This window comes from Enterococcus sp. DIV0802b, from assembly GCF_050543535.1.
Taxonomy (GTDB): domain Bacteria; phylum Bacillota; class Bacilli; order Lactobacillales; family Enterococcaceae; genus Enterococcus_D; species Enterococcus_D entomosocium.
Window position 1 is genome coordinate 2,034,697 of the sequence record NZ_CP172941.1, and the last position, 18,990, is coordinate 2,053,686.

The 18,990-nt window shown below is 42.0% G+C and carries 16 protein-coding genes; 3 read left to right on the forward strand and 13 right to left on the reverse strand.

What is annotated here, in order from left to right:
- Positions 1-213: 213 nt before the first annotated feature.
- On the reverse strand, positions 214-1,590 hold the full coding sequence (locus IGJ12_RS09675) for a hemolysin family protein (protein WP_005235523.1): 1,377 nt from the start codon (positions 1,588-1,590) through the stop codon (positions 214-216).
- A gap of 112 nt (positions 1,591-1,702) precedes the next feature.
- Complete coding sequence (locus tag IGJ12_RS09680; RefSeq protein WP_008378242.1) at positions 1,703-2,818, reverse strand: AI-2E family transporter; 1,116 nt, start codon at positions 2,816-2,818, stop codon at positions 1,703-1,705.
- A 142-nt stretch (positions 2,819-2,960) separates the two neighbouring features.
- On the opposite strand from IGJ12_RS09680, the gene IGJ12_RS09685 reads away from it, so the two are divergent.
- A complete protein-coding gene (locus tag IGJ12_RS09685) occupies positions 2,961-3,404 on the forward strand; it encodes a GNAT family N-acetyltransferase (RefSeq protein ID WP_005235519.1) in 444 nt (147 codons plus the stop codon).
- A gap of 57 nt (positions 3,405-3,461) precedes the next feature.
- On the opposite strand, the gene IGJ12_RS09690 is transcribed toward IGJ12_RS09685, so the two are convergent.
- The 4 genes from IGJ12_RS09690 to recX all read right to left on the reverse strand — a co-directional run bounded on the left by IGJ12_RS09690 (position 3,462) and on the right by recX (position 7,151).
- Positions 3,462-4,424 (reverse strand): N-acetylmuramoyl-L-alanine amidase, encoded by a 963-nt coding sequence (locus IGJ12_RS09690; protein WP_016612206.1) that lies wholly within the window; start codon positions 4,422-4,424, stop codon positions 3,462-3,464.
- A 161-nt stretch (positions 4,425-4,585) separates the two neighbouring features.
- Positions 4,586-5,119, reverse strand: coding sequence for a nucleoside tri-diphosphate phosphatase (ntdP, locus tag IGJ12_RS09695; protein WP_005225863.1), 534 nt, complete (start codon positions 5,117-5,119; stop codon positions 4,586-4,588).
- Between the two features lie 93 nt (positions 5,120-5,212).
- Positions 5,213-6,364 carry an A/G-specific adenine glycosylase gene (gene mutY, locus IGJ12_RS09700; RefSeq protein WP_016610228.1) on the reverse strand — a complete coding sequence of 384 codons (1,152 nt, stop codon included), beginning with the start codon at positions 6,362-6,364 and terminating at the stop codon, positions 5,213-5,215.
- A complete protein-coding gene (gene recX / locus IGJ12_RS09705) occupies positions 6,357-7,151 on the reverse strand; it encodes a recombination regulator RecX (RefSeq protein ID WP_430601011.1) in 795 nt (264 codons plus the stop codon). Before recX ends, mutY begins: the two co-directional genes overlap by 8 nt.
- Before the next feature lie 114 nt (positions 7,152-7,265).
- Between recX and rlmD the strand changes: the two genes are divergently transcribed.
- Positions 7,266-8,642, forward strand: coding sequence for a 23S rRNA (uracil(1939)-C(5))-methyltransferase RlmD (gene rlmD / locus IGJ12_RS09710; protein WP_008378249.1), 1,377 nt, complete (start codon positions 7,266-7,268; stop codon positions 8,640-8,642).
- 329 nt (positions 8,643-8,971) lie between these two features.
- On the opposite strand, the gene glyS is transcribed toward rlmD, so the two are convergent.
- The 5 genes from glyS to IGJ12_RS09735 all read right to left on the reverse strand — a co-directional run bounded on the left by glyS (position 8,972) and on the right by IGJ12_RS09735 (position 16,280).
- Positions 8,972-11,044 carry a glycine--tRNA ligase subunit beta gene (gene glyS / locus IGJ12_RS09715; RefSeq protein WP_430618962.1) on the reverse strand — a complete coding sequence of 691 codons (2,073 nt, stop codon included), beginning with the start codon at positions 11,042-11,044 and terminating at the stop codon, positions 8,972-8,974.
- A 1-nt stretch (position 11,045) separates the two neighbouring features.
- Positions 11,046-11,957, reverse strand: a complete 912-nt coding sequence (glyQ, locus tag IGJ12_RS09720) for a glycine--tRNA ligase subunit alpha (RefSeq protein ID WP_430618963.1) — start codon at positions 11,955-11,957, stop codon at positions 11,046-11,048.
- Positions 11,958-11,972: 15 nt separating this feature from the next.
- Positions 11,973-12,212 (reverse strand): hypothetical protein, encoded by a 240-nt coding sequence (locus IGJ12_RS09725; protein WP_008378255.1) that lies wholly within the window; start codon positions 12,210-12,212, stop codon positions 11,973-11,975.
- 298 nt (positions 12,213-12,510) lie between these two features.
- Positions 12,511-14,268 (reverse strand): glycoside hydrolase family 35 protein, encoded by a 1,758-nt coding sequence (locus IGJ12_RS09730; RefSeq protein WP_008378257.1) that lies wholly within the window; start codon positions 14,266-14,268, stop codon positions 12,511-12,513.
- Positions 14,268-16,280 (reverse strand): beta-galactosidase, encoded by a 2,013-nt coding sequence (locus IGJ12_RS09735; RefSeq protein ID WP_430601013.1) that lies wholly within the window; start codon positions 16,278-16,280, stop codon positions 14,268-14,270. Before IGJ12_RS09735 ends, IGJ12_RS09730 begins: the two co-directional genes overlap by 1 nt.
- 121 nt (positions 16,281-16,401) lie before the next feature.
- Between IGJ12_RS09735 and IGJ12_RS09740 the strand changes: the two genes are divergently transcribed.
- Positions 16,402-17,208 carry an AraC family transcriptional regulator gene (locus IGJ12_RS09740; RefSeq protein WP_008378261.1) on the forward strand — a complete coding sequence of 269 codons (807 nt, stop codon included), beginning with the start codon at positions 16,402-16,404 and terminating at the stop codon, positions 17,206-17,208.
- On the opposite strand, the gene recO is transcribed toward IGJ12_RS09740, so the two are convergent.
- Positions 17,202-17,975, reverse strand: coding sequence for a DNA repair protein RecO (gene recO, locus IGJ12_RS09745; RefSeq protein WP_005235491.1), 774 nt, complete (start codon positions 17,973-17,975; stop codon positions 17,202-17,204). The genes IGJ12_RS09740 and recO overlap by 7 nt on opposite strands.
- A gap of 93 nt (positions 17,976-18,068) precedes the next feature.
- Positions 18,069-18,968: a GTPase Era gene (gene era, locus IGJ12_RS09750; RefSeq protein WP_008378264.1), complete on the reverse strand. Its 900-nt coding sequence runs from the start codon at positions 18,966-18,968 to the stop codon at positions 18,069-18,071.
- Positions 18,969-18,990 lie beyond the last annotated feature (22 nt).

Consider the following 18,990-nt stretch of genomic DNA (forward strand, 5'->3'; position numbering starts at 1 on the left):
TTCTATGGATATTCTCGCTTTTCTTACGGAAAATTGCAATCAAACTGCTTAACGATAAGATACACGTGTTTTTTTATCTGTTTTTAAACTGTATTATTCAATAAATTTATCGTAACCGTTTCTTCCATACAAATCAAGGGGAATACGTAAAAAAACGAACAAAAAAGACCAAAGCAACTGCCTTGGTCTTTCTCATTTCATTTATACGGAACTTTAACGGCGAGGCTCATCTTCCTCAAAATCTTTACGGAAATAGCGCCGCTCTTCCTCTGGTTCCACTTCCCCTTCTTCCGGGTCGTGGAAAATCACCCGGATCTTCAAGACGCGTGATCCTTCCATTTCTTCAGAGATCAGCTTCACATTGTCCACTTCGAAGGATAGTTTTTCTCCTTCATCGGGGATTAATCCTAAAGCAGTGATCAAATATCCTGCCATCGTATCCACATCACTCATATGCAAGCTCATGTTGAAGGCTTCATTAAAATCATCGATCAACATGCGTCCTTGGATGACATATTCTTTATCAGAGATTTTTTCATAAAGCTCTTCGACTTCATCTGATTCATCATCGATCTCGCCGACGATTTCTTCTAGCAAGTCTTCTAGTGTAACCAATCCAACGACGCCGCCATATTCATCAAGCAAAATCGCCATTTGGTTTTGGGTTTTCTTTAATTCATAAAGCAAATCATCGATAAAGACCGTTTCTGGCACAAACAATGGTTCCTGCAGGATTTGTTTGATGTCCATCGTATCAAAGCCGTATTTGTACGCACATTTCAAAAGATTTTTGGTATGTAGAATCCCTACGACTTTGTCTTTATCTTCATTATATACAGGAATACGAGAATAATTTTCTGCTAAAATTTCAGTCAAAATTTCTTCTACTGAGTCATTGATGTCCACCATAAAGGCTGAGGTTCTAGGAACCATGACTTCCCGGGCGACTTTCGTGTCTAATGAAAAGATCCCTTGCAGCATCTCTAATTCATCTTCTTCAAAGACCCCTTCTGTTTCCAACATATACCGCATTTCATCACGGGTCATCTTCGTGTCTTCATCGTCAAATTCCATTGGAGTGATGCGCGCCAATAAACTTGTCGAAGCAGATAAGAACCAGACGAAAGGTTTTGCAATAATCCCGATCGTTCGAATGACACCAGAAGTGAACTGGGCAACTTCTTCTGATTTGTTCATGGCAATCCGTTTTGGATACAACTCACCGAAAACGATCGACACATACGTCAAGATCGCTAAAACAATAATGTTCGCTAAGCTTTTAGCCGCCGTCCCTCCACCTAATAAAGGTGCCAAACGGGTCGACAAGGTATCTGCCAGAGATGCCCCAGATAAAATATTCACCAAGGTAATCCCAACTTGGATCGTTGACAAGAAATTTGTTGGATTATCAATGATTTTCAATAATTTTTGTGATTTGACATTTCCTTCTTCCGCTTTTTGCTCCACACGGTTTTTGTTAACTGAGACAACTGCGATCTCAGAGGCCGCTAGAAAAGCGTTGATCAATGTCAAAACGATCAATAATAAAATTTGCGCTAGAAGCGACTGACTCTCGGGGTCAGCATTCATAATAGCATTCTCTCCTTATTTTTTCATTTTCTAAAAAAAATCGTGGGCTTAGCCCACGATAAAATCCTATCACAAAGTTTTTTTCTTTGCAATAAAAAACACCAGTCATTGATTATTCGATCAACCGTTCCTGATTTTTCTTAATTTTGTCGTCTTTGATCAGGCGAACAATAAAGACGACGATCGTTCGGCAAATCGCATAAAATGGCACACCTAGGAAAATCCCCAGCAAGCCAGCTAGATTTCCAGCAACTAATAAGACCAAAATGATCGTTAACGGATGGATCGCCAATGATTTTCCGATTACATTCGGGTAAATAACATTTCCGTCTAATTGTTGGACGACCAGAACCACGATACAGCATAATAATGCGCGAAATGGTTCATCAAAGACCGTCACTAACACCGCCGGAATCAAACCAAGATATGGGCCTAAATAAGGGATCAAGTTTGTGACGCCTGCAATTACCCCAAAAAGAAAGGCATAGTTAACGCCGATCATCCAGTAACCAATAAACGTGAAGGTAGCGACAAAAATACATTCGATCGCTTGCCCACTAATGTAATTGGATAATGTCTTGTTTAAGTCACCTAGCAACCCAACAATCTGATCTCGTCTTCTTTCTGGAAAGACAGTTTTCAGATTAGGAACTAGCTTTTCTCCATCCTTCAACATGTAAAAAAGGATGAATGGTACTGTAACGATGATCATCGTCGCGGAAGCAATCGTACTGACGATCGATCCTAAGCTAGTGGATAACCCACTAAGAAACTGCTGCAGCAAAGAACCATAAGAAAGATTTAGGTTTTCTAACTGCTGCGCGATATCGATTTGTTTGAAAAATGGATCATCTGCGATTCTTGAGATCCAACTTTCCATATTTTTGGCAAATGTTGGAATATTTTCCGCCAATGAAGTAATCTGACTCACTAGATTAGGAATAACGCTGACGAAAATCAAGATGATTGCTGCTACTAATAACAACAGAACCAATATGACTGCAAACAGTCGTTTTATTTTTGTGGTTTTCATCAAAAATAAGACGATTGGATTTAGCAGGTAATACAGAAAGCCAGCAATCAATACTGGTGCAAATAAAGTAGAAAAAAACGTGCCGATCGGTGCAAATAGAAAATTGACTTTACTTAACACAAACACGAGTGTCACTAAAACCAATGCTTCCAATGACCAAAAGAACAGTTTTGATTGTTTGAATTTGTCGAACAAAAGATTCCCTCCCTTTTTTATAACATTATAGATGATTTTGAAAAAAAAAGCTTGCGACTTTAGCCGCAAACAAAAAAAATTTGTAAAAAAAGTGGTATACTATTAAAAATAACGGAGAAATCTTAGCTGAGGTGAGTTTTTTATGCATATTGCACAAACAAAAGATACGCTGAGTGACATTTATTTGGCGTCATTGAAAATACGAAATCAAGTATTCGTGAAAGAGCAAGGTGTTCCATTAGCATTGGAAGTAGATGAAAATGAAGCATTGGCAGTCCACTTTGTCTTATATGACGACGATAATGAAGCAGTCGCAACCTTGCGTTTCTTACCTATCTCTGATCATGAAGTGAAGTTGCAGCGAATGGCGGTCCCCGCTGCTCATCGAGGTTCAGGTTATGGCAGACAACTGATCGAAGGTGCGGAAGCCTTCATTCAAAAACAAGGAATCAAAAAAGTCACTTTAGGGGCACAAATAACCGCAAAAGAGTTTTACTTGAAGTTAGGCTATCAGCCTGAAGGCGATGTCTTTTTAGACGCAGATATGCCCCATATCAAAATGAGCAAAACCTTTAACGAGAAGTGATTCCTTAAAATAGCGACCACAAAACAGATCCTTCCTCTGTTTTGTAGTCGCCGTTTTTTATTCCTCTGCTTCAACGATCTCTTCAATCGCTGTCAGCAACGCTTGCGCCACCCTTTGATCATACCCTTCACTTGTAATCATTGCCAAATCATTGTCACTGTTCAAATAGCCTAACTCCAATAATACTGCTGGAAGATATTGTTCTCGCAACACATAATAGTTACCAAAACGAGTGCCGTTGGAACTCAATGCCACCGAAGAACTCAAATTGGCAGTGATCGTTTCTGCCATCTCTTTTGACCCAGTATAGTAATAGTAAGTTGTCAGTCCTTGATTACTGTTTGGTATTTCTGAATTATCGTAATGAATGCTAATAAATAAATCTGGTTCTTCTGAAAGCGAAGCAGCGGTGATATCAGACAGCGAGAGATAACGATCTTCAGTGCGTGTATAACTGACTTGAATACCTGCTTCTGTCAACACTTCGCCGATCGTTTGGACCGTTGTTAGCGTCAAGTCTTTTTCCATGATCGTTTGATCCGTTGACAGTGCCCCAGAATCTTCGCCGCCGTGACCTGCATCAAGGACGACTTTGAAGTTCGATAGATCTTTTGGGATTGCCGAAAGCGCGACTTCTTGAATCGATGCTGATTGTTTTTCAATATAACCAGTTACCCCATCGTCTGTTTGAATTTCAACCATGTCTTCTGTTTGACTGATGAAGGTTGCCCAACTTCCCCGATGGATTTTCCCAATGACTGTCTCTTGACTTGTTGACTGATAAATCGGTACATAATCGTTCTCACTTTCAATCGCTGCATCGTATTCTGAGGGATCTACATAAATTTGAACCATACTGGCAGTCTGAGCGGTCTCTTCAGTTTGAGCGTTAAGCTCAGTTTGAGAAGTACTTTCTTGACTCTCCTCACGAGCGGATTGGTCGTTTCTCAACACAGCAAACCCCGCTGCAAAAAGCAGAATCATGGTGGTCCCGATAACAAGCTTCCCTTTTTTCTTCATGTGCTTCCCCCACTAATTTTCTTGGTCTCTCTATCATGGGACTGTCAGCTTAAACAGAACTTAAAACCTGCTGATTGAAGCATTCCATTAGAAACACAAAAAAACTCCAACCAACTTGGTTGAAGTTTCTTAGGGAAAATGAGCGATTCGACCCATTTTACTTATTTTTGAGACAACTGCTTGTAGCGATCATACCAAATGTCCACATACCCTTGCGAAAAGGGTCCTTTGCCATTATTGATCCAATCTACTAAAATTTTGACATTTTCTTTTAAGATAAAATCAATGTCTTGCGGATATTGCATAATCTTACTGTGCAATTCATACTCATCCACATCTAGTAAACGTTTCTCGCCATCAGGAAATACTTTGATATCAAGGTCATAATCGATATATTTCAATGCCTCTTCATCAAGTAAATACGGTGAAGCAAGATTACAATAATAGGAAACCCCCTTTTCTCGAATCATTGCAATAACATTAAACCAGTATTTTTTATGAAAATATACAATTGCTGGTTCACGGGTAACCCAGCGTCTTCCATCTGATTCGGTCACTAATGTATGATCGTTGACCCCTATCACTGAGAATTCACTGGTCTTTAAGACCATCGTATCCCGCCACGTTCGATGCAAATTGCCGTCATGTTTGTAGCTTTGAATGCTGACAAACTCTCCTTCTTTTGGAACTCGCATAGCAACCCTTCCCTCAGCAAGAAAACTTGCGTTTTGTTTGGGTGTTCATTACACCGACATCGTTAATATTATAGCAATAAAAGAAAGCTTTGCCTAGAAATCTTTATCGAGTTTCTGATATTTCTTTAATTGATCCACCAATTTCTGCTGGGGTTTTGGGAAAACATAGTTTTGAAAGGATTCTTTTGCTGCCCATTCGCTGTCTTGTAACGTGAGCTCTCCACGTTTTCTGCCGTAAAATAAAAGGACGTGCCATTTCAAATGACTAAAGATATGAGTGATCTCGCCAAAATGTCGTTTTTGCCAAACGACAGGCAGATCAGGAAAAATTTCGAGCGCATCATCTTCGGCAATCAAATCCAACTGCAGCTGCTCCTCTTTTGCCCATGTTCGCTGCAGAGCCTCGTACTGTTCTTTCGTCACTTCTACCAAAGGAAAATGCCACATAGAAGCTAATAAGCCTGTTTCAGGTCGCTGCACGAGTAAAAACGAGCCTTGATCTTCGATGGCGCCTGCGATGTAATAGACATCTTTTGGCTTTGCTTTTTTCGATTTCACTGGAAAGTCTGTTTGTCGATTCTCCGCATAAGCAAGACAATACTGACTGATGGGACACTCTTCACATTTCGGTGTAGTGGGTGTACAGATTCGTGAGCCAAGATCCATCAAGGCTTGATTAAACTCACCAGGTTCATCGGGGGAAATGATTGTTCTCATCGCCTCGTCAAATGGTCTTCGGCTGCTGGCTTTCGCAATATCTGCTTCGATACAAAATAACCGACTGACGACCCGCATCACATTTCCATCGATTGCCGGTTCTGGCAAGCCAAAAGCAATACTGCCAATGGCTCCAGCTGTGTAGGGACCAATTCCTTTTAATGAGCGAATCTCTTCAATTGATTGGGGCATTTCTCCGTCGAATTCGGCAACGATTTGCTGTGCAGCAGCCTTAAGGTTACGGGCACGAGAGTAATAACCTAAACCTTCCCAAACCTTTAAAAGCTTTTGTTCTTCGGCTGCCGCCAAGTCTTGGATCGTCGGGAATTGTTCCATAAAACGATAGAAATAGCCAATCACTGTTTCCACTCGTGTTTGTTGAAGCATGATCTCTGAGATCCAGATTGCATACGGATCGTTGGTCGCCCGCCAAGGCAGATTGCGTTTTTCTTTATGATACCAAGTTAAAAATGTTTCTTGGAACGTCTTGATTTTTTCTTCATCCCAAGTTTCCCATTGCTTACTCATCCATTACTTCCTCATCTAAGAATCGTTGTATATCATCGATGGCAAACCCTTTTTGATAAAGGCCTTGCTTGATTTTCATTTTTCGTTTCATCAATGGTAACCGCTGATGCCGCCGCATAAGTCGGGCCCCTTCTCTTTGGAGCGCTTCATTTTCTTGGTCCTCATCTTTTTCCATCGGTAATTCATCCAAAATCATCTGAATGACTCCTTGATGAAAACCTTTTTGCATCAAATGCATTTTTATCTTTTGGATCATTTCTTTATGGCTTTTGTTGTGAAAACGACGCATCGCTTTTTCAGCCGTATGATACCCGACTTCAAACTGCATTTCCTCGGTATACAAAGGCAATACTTCCTGAATCACGGGATCTTTTAATCCTTTTTTTCTCAATTGCTGACTGATGACCACGGGTCCTTTATCACTCATGCGGACTTGGGTGCGAATGTAGCTTTCTCCGTAGTTTTTGTCATCGATCAAATTCAACTCTTTCAGACGTTTAACGACTAAGTCTCGGTCTTGTTTTTCGATTTCTTTGTCTTTCAAATAGGTACGGACTTCCATTTCAGAACGCAGCTGATAGCTGATATAGTTCATGGCTTGCTGCAATCCTAAATCAAACCCCGCACTTTTTTTGATTTCTTTTAATTCTTCTTCACTCAGTTCCTTGCCTTTTAATAGCCGAAAACGGACCAAAAGATCTTCTGAGACCCGCAGCGTTTCACCTTCTGATGTCGCCACTTCATAAAATGGTCCTTTTCCTTTATTGATACGAATAATTGTATTCATCTTCTTCACCTCGCGAACGTACATTCTATTTTACCACAACTACGATGAAATTCCTTCTAATCAAGCTGAAAAAATGTGGTAAAATGAACTGACTATTTTATTTAAGGAGTTCACATGGCAAATACACAAGTCCAGCTTGGACAAAAACTACAACTAACGATCAAACGCTTGGGGATCAACGGAGAAGGCATCGGGTATTACAAAAAGCTGATCATCTTTGTTCCCCGTGTTCTACCGGGGGAACAGGTCATTGCCGAAGTCACCAAAGCCTCTCCCCGCTTTGCTGAAGCTAAGATGACCAAAATCATCAAGCCAAGCAGCGATCGCATCCAACCACCCTGCAAGTTTTACGACCGGTGCGGCGGCTGCCAATTGCAGCACTTAGTCTACGACAAACAATTAGACTTCAAAAAAGACCTATTGAAACAAGCACTTGAAAAATTTAAGCCAAAAGGTTACCAACAGTTTGAACTAAGGGATACTTTAGGCATGGATGTTCCTTGGCATTACCGCAACAAAGCACAATTTCAATTGCGTTACAACAGTCAAACCAAACGAATCGAAGCGGGTTTATACGAAATGGAGTCTCATCGCTTAGTCGCCATTGATGATTGCCTCGTACAAGAACAAGATACGCAAAAAGTGATCAACGGCATCGTCCAATTGTTGAACAAATACCAGATCCCGATTTACGATGAACGAAAAAATAGCGGGATTTTACGAACATTGATGGTTCGCATCGGGATCGCCACTGGCGAAGTCCAAGTTGTTTTCATTACCAATTCTGTCAAACTGCCGCAAAAAAATGCGCTGATTCGCGAGATCAATCAGCGCTTGCCGCAAGTCGTTTCCATCATGCAAAATGTGCAAAACAAAAAAACGTCCGTCGTCATGGGAGAGGAAACGATTCATCTTTGGGGCAAAGAAGCAATCGAAGAACGGTTGAATGAACTGACCTTCGATTTGTCCGCCCGCGCATTCTTCCAGCTGAATCCGCAGCAAACCAGCGTCTTGTATCAAGAAGGGTTAAAAGCCCTTGACTTGAGCAAAAATGAAACAGTTGTTGATGCTTACTGTGGTGTGGGGACGATTGGGTTGAGTGTGGCACCTTATGCCAAAGAAGTCCGCGGCATGGACATTATTCCTCAAGCGATCGAAAATGCCCAAGAAAATGCCCACCGTATTGGTGCCCAAAATACCCATTATGAAACGGGAACTGCTGAGGAGCTCTTACCAAAATGGTTCAATGAAGGCTTCAAACCTGATAGCATCATTGTTGATCCGCCAAGGACAGGCTTGGATGAACGATTATTGCAAGCTTTGCTGAAACAACCACCGAAGAAGATGGTCTATATATCTTGTAATGTTTCTACTTTAGCAAGAGACTTAGTCCAATTAGCCAAAGTGTTTCACGTAGAATATCTGCAATCAGTAGATATGTTTCCACAAACCGCACGCTGCGAAGTGGTGGTAAAATTGACCCGCAAATAAACATTCGCCTGACAAATCATTTTGTGATCTGTCAGGCTATTTTATTGCACCTATCGTTTCAGCGTATTTTCAATGGAAAAATGAATCGGTCTGTATGATGAGAATCTTTGTATCATTATAAGCATCATCAAATCCCCAATCATTAAAGCCGAAGAATCGTTCGATCCCTTGAAAAGTAATGGGTCAAAATGTTTTTTATTATATAATATTTAACACTGCAAGAAAGCAATTCTAAGTACAAAAAAAATCGAGAAACATAGAAAAAAAGCCAGAACTGATTCTTTCAGTTCCAGCTTTTTTATTTAGAAATGTGCAACTGCAAGCTTCTTCTATTTTGTAATCAAAGCATCTAAACTAGCCACTGCCAGACTCATCTTCGCGATTTTATCCAACAAGGCAAAACGGTTGCGGCGAATCTGTTCATCTTCCACCATGACCATTGTTTGATCAAAATAAGCTTCAATCAATGGGCGCAGTGCCACTAAGCTTTGGTAGTTTTCTTCCATCGTTTGATGTGGGAACTTGTTCTCTACTGTTAAGACCGCTTCATACAAGGCAGTTTCAGAGTCGTTTTCAAACAAGGCAGGATCAATTGCTGCTTGTTCCAATTCGGCTTTTTTCGCTAAATTGATTACTCGGGTCAAGGCTTCCATCGATGGTTTAAAGTCGGTGTCTTGCAGATGTTCTCTTAACATCTGAGCCGTTTCAAATAGCGTACTGATATCTGCTTGGCGTGCGCCTAAAACAGCTTCAATGACATCATGACGCGTATTTTTGCTGAGTAAGAATTGACGCAGACGGCCTTTCACAAAATCAGTCACTTGTTCTTGACCTGCGGCAAGTTGAATACCAAAAATTTCCGGTTGGGCATTAATAGCTTCACGAATCTCTTCTTGTAACTGAGCAAATGGGAAATACCAGCGTTTTTCAGCTAGGATGCGGATAATTCCGTAAGTTTGCCGGCGGAGTGCGTAAGGATCGTTTGAACCACTCGGAACCATATCGACAGCGAAGAACGCAAGCAAGCTGTCCAATTTATCCGCAATGGCTAAAACAGCCCCGATTTTCGATTGCGGCAGTTCACCTTCTGCTGAGATTGGCATGTAGTGTTCACGAATCGCTTGGGCAACTGTTGGTTTTTCTCCTTGGATCAAGGCATACTTTTCCCCCATGATTCCTTGCAATTCAGGGAATTCTCCCACCATATTTGTCACTAAATCAAATTTATAGATTTGAGCTGCCCGTTGGAGATCAGTCAGTTCTTCTTGTGTTAAACCAACAGTATTCCCGATGATTTGTGCAGCTAATCCAACACGCTGCATTTTTTCATACAAACTTCCAATTTTTTCGTGGAAGGTGACTTGCTTAAGCTTTTCCACGCAATGGTCGATGGTCAATTTTTTGTCCTCATTATAGAAAAACTCAGCATCTTCTAGACGGGCGGTCAGTACTTTTTGGTTTCCTTTGATGACATTATCAATTTTCACGGCATCCCCGTTGCGGGCAGAGATGAAATGCGGCAGCAATTCTCCATCAAGGGTGCGGACATCGAAGTAGCGTTGATGTTCTTTCATAGAAGTAACTAACACTTCTTCAGGTACAGAAAGATATTTTTCTTCAAAGTCCCCTACAAAAGCTGTTGGGTATTCAACCAGATTTGTCACTTCTTCGAGTAGGTCTTCATCTAAATCGATCCGCCAGTTGTTTTCTTGAGCGATCGCATTGATTTGTGCGGTGATCATTTGTTGACGTTCGCTAGGATCAGCAATGACAAACTGATGCTTCATTTTCTCCAAATAGTCGTCCGCATGATCAAACGTGACTGCCTCACCTAAGAAACGATGACCTTTTGACTCGCGTCCGGTAACAATATCAAGGATTTGGAAAGGAATGACTTGCTCACCAAAGAGTGCGACGATCCAATGAATTGGTCGGATATATTCAAAATCGTAGTCTGCCCAGTGCATCGTTACTGGGAAAGTCAAACTCGTGATTACTTCCTGCAATCCTTTCAATACCTCAACGGTTGGTTGACCTTGGGTATGTTTCGTTACATAGACATACTCAACACCTTTTAATTCACGGAAGGTGATGTCATCAGTTGTCAAGCCTTGCCCCCGAACAAATCCTTGAGCTGCTTTCGACCAATTGCCTGCTTCGTCTAAGGCGATTTTTTTCGCTGGCCCTTTGACCTCTTCTTGTGTATCGGCTTGTTTTTCAGGAAGACCAGTGACATAGACTGCCAAACGACGAGGTGTCGAATAAGCTTCAATCGCTGTATAGGGTAATGCATGAGCATCTAAGAAAGCTGCCGTTTTTTCTTGTAATTGTTTCATACTTGGGGTTACGACATGCGCAGGTAATTCCTCTAAGCCGATTTCTAATAATAGGTTTTGTGCCATCTTATTTTCCCTCCTCAATCAGTTTTTGCGCCACTTCTGGATCAAGCAATGGATAACCGAGGTTTTCCCGTTCTGCTACAAATAGTTTTGCTACTTGACGGGCCATATTACGGATACGTGCGAGGTACCCAGCACGTTCAGTGACGGAGACTGCGCCACGAGCATCCAACAGGTTGAAGGTATGGCTGCATTTTAAGATATAGTCGTAAGCTGGATGAACTAAGCGTTCATCGATACAGCGTTTTGCTTCTTTTTCAAAACGATCGAAGTTCCCTAAAAGCAAGTCTTGGTCACTGACTTCAAAGGAGTATTTTGAATGTTCATACTCAGGTTGGCGGAAAATCTCACCATATTTGACACCTGCAGACCATTCAAGATCGTAGACACTTTCAACTTCTTGAATATAAGATGCTAGACGTTCTAAGCCGTAAGTGATCTCTGATGTCACTGGCTTACACGCTAAGCCACCAACTTGTTGGAAGTAAGTAAACTGGGTGATCTCCATCCCATCTAACCAAACTTCCCAACCAAGACCTGCACAACCCATTGAGGGGTTTTCCCAGTTATCTTCGACGAAACGAATATCATGTTCTAATGGAACGATCCCTAAAAGACGCAAGCTTTCTAAATAAAGCTCTTGGATATTTTCAGGAGAGGGCTTCATCACGACTTGGAACTGGTGGTGCTGATACAAACGATTTGGGTTTTCCCCGTAGCGGCCATCAGCTGGACGGCGAGAAGGTTCTACGTAAGCGGCGTTCCATGGTTCTGGACCGATTGCACGTAAAAATGTGTATGGGCTCATGGTTCCAGCCCCTTTTTCTGTATCATAGGCCTGCATCAGCATACAGCCGTTTTCAGACCAGAATTTTTGCAAAGTCAAAATCATCTCTTGCACAGTTAGTTTACTCATCTTTTTCTTCCTTTCTTATAACGCATTGACGACAGGATAAAACTCGACAACTGATCCGGGGATCAATTTCACTTCGACCACGGCATCTGCTTCTAAAATATCAGATAAGTCGTAAAGCATTTGGTCTGGACTCGTTGTAAATTCATGTAAAAGCTGTTCATCCTTTAAAAGGCGAACCTGCAGTGGAATACTTGCTAATACTTTGAGCTTTTTTTCGGTAAACGCACTTGCTGGAATCGTCATATCAAATAACATAAAAACCCTCCTTTATTTTTGGCTATTCTTAGTGTGAAACATAAAAAAGTCCCTATATCTATACAAAGTGTATAGATATAGGGACGATACATTCGCGGTTCCACCCTACTTCCGACAAGTCGGCAGCTTCATTGATCATGCTCACGGACGCCTGCGAAATAAGGTTCCAACTTGGCTTTCACTCTCCCAAGTTCGCTTCATGGAATGGTCTTCTTTCTTTCTTCCGGTCATAGCACGGATTCGATTACCCTTATGATAGTAGTTGAAGCTAGGGTTTGTCAATGATTAATTTGAACTTTTATCCTTCTGGACCTAAATCCGCCTGATCATGAAAGACGATCTCATCAGCGATTTTCCCATCACTTTCAAAAACAATGATCTCATTCATTCCAGTTTTTAAAAACGGCGCCGGGACGTACAAGCGCTGCTGCGGTCCTTTTTCCCAGAAACGGCCGATCATATGACCATTGACTTGGACAAACCCTTTGCCCCAGCCCGGCAATTCGATAAAGGTATCTGCACATTCATCAAAAACACATTCAAAGCGTGAGAAACTTGGTTGGCCTTTTTGCCATTTCCCTTGGAAATCAATGGCATGCAAATTATCCATCGGCAAGGGATAGATTTCCCAGTTGCTTTGGAATGCGCCATTAATGATCACACCGTCTTTAATGCCTTTGTGCTGATGGTTCATTTTAACGGAATAATTGACCCGCCCCATATTCTCCACCAAGATCCCCAACTCGTTTTCTGATTCTGATAGATCGAAACTATAGGATTGACCGATTTCTCGATCGTAATCGATGCGCAAAAGTTCCTGGTTGATAAACGTATGGGCACGATCCATCGTATTGATCAGACGGTAGTCGGCAATCTTCCGAGCAGGCCCAATCAGTGAGCGATAATAGATATAACCTGTCGCTTGATTGCAGGCTTCCATCGATAAAGGGTAATTCCTTATGATCGGTTGACTGATCGTGTCGATCGTCGAAAACAAGGAGACTCGTTCTTTCACTGAGAATGTTCCATAAGCTTTTCGCTCAAGTTTCATACTCAAGGGAAACTCAGGAATTTCCGCATAGTCAGCGATCACTTTTTTGAAGGCTTGGTATTTGGCAGTAGGTTCTCCCCATTCTGTCAACAAGGCATCATAATCATAGCTAGTGACATCCGGCGCTAAACGCTCGTAATAGTTTGACCCGTTCATAAAGCCAAAATTGGTCCCGCCATGGAACATATAAATATTGACAGAACCTTCTGCCAAGCAATCCTGAAGTTCCTTTACTGCATCAGCCGTTGATGTTGTATGATGATGGTCATCACCCCAAGCATCAAACCAGCCGATCCAAAATTCCATGACCATCAGTGGCCGTTTTTCTCCGTGAAATCTTCGAAGTTTTTCAAAGTTTTCCTTGATGTTGGAGCCGCAGTTGATCGTTGGCAATGCCAAGTCTTTGATACTGCCGTTTTCTAACATATCGTGCCAAGGTCCGTCAGAGGTCACTAACGGCGTTTCTACACCCTGTTGCCGCATCGCAGCCACCATTTTCCGCAAATACTCTTTATCATTGGCGTAGCTGCCGTATTCATTTTCTACTTGCATCATTAAAATCGGACCGCCTTGGGTGATCTGCAGATCCCGCACTTGTGGAAACAAATGGGCGAAATAACGAGTGATTTTTTCCATAAATGGTGGATAATCAAACCGAAGCTTCATCATAGGATCTTGCAATAGCCAATAAGGCAACCCACCAAATTCCCACTCCGCACAAATATAAGGTGCTGGTCGCAAAATCACATAAAGCCCTACTTCTTGTGCCGTTTGGATAAATCGCCGCAAATCAAGGATCCCCTCAAACTGATAGACACCTTCTTGTGCTTCATGGAGATTCCAAGGAACATAGGTTTCCACTGTATTACAGCCCATCAAGCGCAGCTTCTCTAAACGATCTTGCCAATATTCAGGAACGACACGAAAATAGTGGATCGCTCCAGAGATCACTTTAAACGGCTTGTTGTCTAAATAAAAGTCATCTTCAATAGCAAAAGTTCGCATCAGTTACGCTCCTCTTTGACGATATAGGTGGTGTACTGTGCCAGTTTCGTTTCTGAAGAAAGAACCTCACCCGTCAGAAGATCCGTCTTTCCAACAAACATTGCTGGCAACGGTTGTGCTTCTTCGTGGAAATTGATGATAACGAAGAATTTCGCCTCTGCATTTTCACGACAGGCAACTTCTAGTTTTGTTGCTTCCTCGATCACTGGGGTGATATCGTTTTCTTCGACAATCGTTTTGAAAAGCTGATCTTGCAGCTGATCTTCCAACTGTCCACCAAAGTAATAGACGGTGCCATCGCCAAACATATTTTTCGTCACTGCCGGCATTCCTGCATAGAAATTGCTTGTGTAATGCGCTAGCGCTTCGGCGGTTTCTAAATGGATCAAATCGCTGACTAAATTACTGGTTCCTGTCAGTTCTTCATTGACTAAGGAAACGCCGTTTGATTGTTCTGGGGCTAATGCATCGATTTCTTCCACCCAGATGCCAGCTAACTCCCGCAATGGCCCAGGATAGCCCCCTAAGTGAACGTTGTCAGATTGATCAACGATACCGCTCATATACGTGGTAAGTAAAGAACCACCTTGTTTGACGAAATCAGTGAGCCGCTCTTGCATTCCTTCTTTGATCATGTAGAGAACAGGTGCTGCGACTAATTTGTATTTTGATAAGTCAGCATCCACGGGAACCAAGTCGACGGCAATATTTTGTTCATGAAAATAACGATAGTAGCGATGGATCTGTTCTACATACTTCAGATCAACGGTCGGACCACTCGTATATTCTAATGCCCAATAATTGTCCCAATCGAAAATCACGGCAACCTGTGCTTGAGTTTGCGTCCCAATAATGTCTGAAAGCTGCGCTAATTCAGCACCAAGAGCTGCCGTTTCTCGGAAAACTCGCGTGTCTTCATGACCGACATGTTCGATAACAGCTCCATGGAATTTCTCACAAGCACCGATGGAACGTCGCAATTGGAAATATTGGATCGTGTCCGCCCCATGAGCGATCGTTTGGTAGCTTTGCGCCCGCATTTGTCCCGGTTTTTTTAATGAGTTATAGGGTTGCCAGTTTTGTTGAGAGGGTGTTTGTTCCATCAGCATAAAGGGCTGTTGTTTCAAGCCGCGCATTAGATCATGTGTCATGGCTACTAAACTCCATGGCGTATTATACGCTGGATAATTATCCCACGAAATAAGGTCCATTTCCTTCGCCCACTTGAAATAATCCAGTCCTTTAAAGGTTCCCATCAAATTCGTTGTAATCGGTGTCGTGGGATCGATTTTCCGAATAGCGTCCCGCTCCATCATATAGTTTTTTAAAAGGCTATCCGAGTTGAAGCGTCGGTAGTCAATAGAAATTCCTGCAAATGCCGTCTTGTCATAGCCGATTCCTTCTGACAGCGCATTTGGCAGAACGATTTCATCCCATTCATATACAGTATGACCCCAAAATTCCATATTCCAGGCTTTATTCAGTGCTTCGATCGTTTGATATTTATCCTTTAGCCAAACACGAAACGCTTTTTCACAGTTGTCGCAATAACATTCGCCGCCGTATTCATTATTGATGTGCCAACAAGTCACTTGTGGATTTTCGCCGTAACGTTCGGCTAATTTCGTTGCCAGACGTTCTGCGTATTTTTGATAAACCAAACTATTGGGACAGGCATTATGCCGTTGCCCAAACTTATGATGGCGTCCATCATAATCGGTGCGAGCGACTTCCGGATACTTCTTAAACATCCAAGCTGGCAAAGCGGCTGTGGAAGTGGCTAAGACGATGTCGAAGCCTTCCGTACTTAATTTTTCGATGATTTGATCCAATTCCTCAAAATCATAACAATTTTCAGAGGGTTGGATCTTTGCCCATGAAAAAACATTGACGGTCGCGCTATTGATACTTGCTTTTTTAAAGATCCGAATGTCTTCTTCCCAAATCTCTTTCGGCCACTGATTTGGATTATAATCGCCGCCGAATAGAATTCGATCAAAAAATTTTGTCATATAAGTGAACGCTCCTTTAAAATAAAATGATTTCTACTCTCTTATTGTAAGGCTTTTCATTTTGTTGTAGTATAATACATGAAACACTATTTTATAACTTTTCGAAACATGGAGGTTGAACATGCCTATTTATTTTTATCAAACAAACCAGCAGTTGCCTTTGTCGCTTGAAAGTATCGGAAACGATTGGCCACAAGATGACGTTGTTCGTCTCGATGGCTACCCTTACTTTCATTGGCTGCAGACAGAACAAGGAGAAGGTCGCGTCACCTTTGGTCAAGAATCCTTTATTTTACGTCCCAGTGAAGGCATCTTGATTTTCCCTTTCACTCCTCATCGCTACTATCCCTTATCAGATTGGAAAACCTCCTTCGCTACCTTTCAAGGACCTTTGGCAGCTGAGATATTAAAACAATTTACAAGTCAACCTTATCTTTTAGTTGAAGAGTCTAAAACTTTTTCCTATATGACTTGGATCAAACAACGCATTAAAGAAGACCAAAAAATAAGCTGGGATCCGTTACGGGCTTCTAGTGAGTGTTATCGTTTTTTGCTGGCGATCATGCAAGAGCGCTCTGGGAATCCAACCGAAAAACACCCCTTGTTTCAACAATATCTGGTCCCTGTTATACAAGAAATCGAAACCAATTATGATCAGGCGATCACGATCAAAAAATTGGCTGGTTTAGTCTATGTTTCGCCTCAATATCTCTCTCGGTTGTTCCAGCGTTTTCTAGGACAATCCACCGCCCAATACTTATTAAACTATCGCATGACCCGTGCCAAAGAGCTTTTGGTGGCACAGCCGGATCTGCCCATTCAGCAAGCCGCTTTTGCTGTAGGGTTTCAGGATGCGAGTCACTTTACCGCATTATTCAAAAAAAGAGTCGGCTTAACTCCATTGAAGTTTCGCCAACTCTATCATTGATTTTTCGGTTTTAAGACGTCTTGCCATTGCCCCATCTGATCGATAAACTTCTTACTTTTTAAATGAATGCCCACATATTCATCATACAATAGATCGATCACTTGTCGAATCGCTGCTTTCGTTTCTGGCTTTAATTTGATCGAAGCAATCTGCTCGTAGGATATTTGCGAAAATAAGCGAATAAAATGGATCGCACGAGAATCCGCATGATAGCGACGTTCGTCCATCCCCCAGTGTTGTTCGCATAAAATACCGCTATACTTTGAGGAATAGTCAAACCGACCGTCGGTTTTTCCGCAGATGGCACAATGGGTCCAATTCGGAGTGATCCCGAAACGGTGCAAAATCTGGATCTCAAAGATATTGGTGATGATCTCTGCGTCGTTCCCTTGATCCATTAAGTGCAATGCCTCATGTAAAAATTGGTATAGATGTGGGTCATAGACCCGATCATCGATAGCAGAATCAGCCAAATTCAACAAGTAGGTCGCATAACCAGCAATAAAAATATCACTTTGGATCGTACGAAAAGGATGGATGTCTTTGGCATTGTTTAAAAAGGACAAGCCTTCCGTTTTGATGGTTCCCATGTAGGTGGCTTCAGTATAGGAGAGCAACGCTGGTGCCAAGGGGTTATTTTTCCGATGAGCACCCTTGACATAAAACATTTGCTTCCCGGCAGATTCCGTAAAGATTTTGACTAGCTTGTCTTTTTCTTTATGGTCCTTTGAAAAAAGCAAAATTCCTTTTGTTTCAACAAGATTCATCGTCGCACCTCATTTCTTGAAAAAAACTGATCCAGTTCGCTAACTGCATCAGTTTTTCCTCTTTAAAGCAGACCGTGATGGATCTGCCTTTCCTTAATACTCATCTTTACGATAGCCGTAATCCGTTAAGAAGGTTTGCTTGTCGCGCCAATCTTTTTGAACTTTCACCCATAATTCCAAGAAGACTTTGTCATCTAGTAAGTGTTCAATATCTAGACGGGCTTTCGTCCCGATCTGCTTCAGCATTTTACCGCCTTTACCGATGATAATGCCTTTTTGGCTGTCACGTTCGACAATGATCGTCGCTTGAATATGCACCTTATCATTATGATCTCGTTTCATGGAGTCAACGACGACCGCTACCGAGTGAGGCACTTCATCTCTGGTCAGCAGCAAGACTTTTTCCCGTACCAGCTCGGAAACGATAAAGTATTCCGGATGGTCAGTGATTTGATCTTCTGGGAAATACTGAGGACCTTCAGGCATTTCATCGACCAATAGTTTCATTAGCGTTTCGAAATTATTGCCTTCCGTTGCAGAAATCGGTACGATCTCGGCAAAGTCCATTTGTGAGGAGTAATCTTCAATGATTGCCAATAAAGCATCCGGATGGACTTTATCAATTTTATTGATCACTAGGAAAACCGGCGTCTGGCTTTGACGCAACCGTTCGATGATAAAATCATCACCCTTGCCGCGCTTTTGATCGGCACTGATCATAAATAGTGTCACGTCAACTTCACGAAGTGCGCTATAGGCGGTTTCCACCATAAAATCGCCTAGACGGTGTTTGGGTTTATGGATCCCTGGTGTATCGATAAAGATCAGCTGTGCGTCATCTGTCGTATAGACCCCTTGGATTTTATTACGAGTCGTTTGCGCCTTGTCACTCATGATAGCGATTTTTTGTCCTACAACTCGATTTAGTAGTGTGGATTTCCCAACATTTGGCCGTCCGACGATCGCAACGAAGCCTGATTTGTGTGTTGTCATTGTTGTTCCCCTTTATCTTGTG

Excerpts from the sequence above, each read along its gene's own strand:
- IGJ12_RS09675 (WP_005235523.1), bottom strand. The coding sequence starts at position 1,590 with ATGAATGCTGACCCCGAGAGTCAGTCGCTTCTAGCGCAAATTTTATTA.
- IGJ12_RS09685 (WP_005235519.1), top strand. The coding sequence starts at position 2,961 with ATGCATATTGCACAAACAAAAGATACGCTGAGTGACATTTATTTGGCG.
- IGJ12_RS09690 (WP_016612206.1), bottom strand. The coding sequence starts at position 4,424 with ATGAAGAAAAAAGGGAAGCTTGTTATCGGGACCACCATGATTCTGCTT.
- ntdP (WP_005225863.1), bottom strand. The coding sequence starts at position 5,119 with ATGCGAGTTCCAAAAGAAGGAGAGTTTGTCAGCATTCAAAGCTACAAA.
- mutY (WP_016610228.1), bottom strand. The coding sequence starts at position 6,364 with ATGAGTAAGCAATGGGAAACTTGGGATGAAGAAAAAATCAAGACGTTC.
- recX (WP_430601011.1), bottom strand. The coding sequence starts at position 7,151 with ATGAATACAATTATTCGTATCAATAAAGGAAAAGGACCATTTTATGAA.
- rlmD (WP_008378249.1), top strand. The coding sequence starts at position 7,266 with ATGGCAAATACACAAGTCCAGCTTGGACAAAAACTACAACTAACGATC.
- glyS (WP_430618962.1), bottom strand. The coding sequence starts at position 11,044 with ATGGCACAAAACCTATTATTAGAAATCGGCTTAGAGGAATTACCTGCG.
- glyQ (WP_430618963.1), bottom strand. The coding sequence starts at position 11,957 with ATGAGTAAACTAACTGTGCAAGAGATGATTTTGACTTTGCAAAAATTC.
- IGJ12_RS09725 (WP_008378255.1), bottom strand. The coding sequence starts at position 12,212 with ATGTTATTTGATATGACGATTCCAGCAAGTGCGTTTACCGAAAAAAAG.
- IGJ12_RS09730 (WP_008378257.1), bottom strand. The coding sequence starts at position 14,268 with ATGCGAACTTTTGCTATTGAAGATGACTTTTATTTAGACAACAAGCCG.
- IGJ12_RS09735 (WP_430601013.1), bottom strand. The coding sequence starts at position 16,280 with ATGACAAAATTTTTTGATCGAATTCTATTCGGCGGCGATTATAATCCA.
- IGJ12_RS09740 (WP_008378261.1), top strand. The coding sequence starts at position 16,402 with ATGCCTATTTATTTTTATCAAACAAACCAGCAGTTGCCTTTGTCGCTT.
- recO (WP_005235491.1), bottom strand. The coding sequence starts at position 17,975 with ATGAATCTTGTTGAAACAAAAGGAATTTTGCTTTTTTCAAAGGACCAT.
- era (WP_008378264.1), bottom strand. The coding sequence starts at position 18,968 with ATGACAACACACAAATCAGGCTTCGTTGCGATCGTCGGACGGCCAAAT.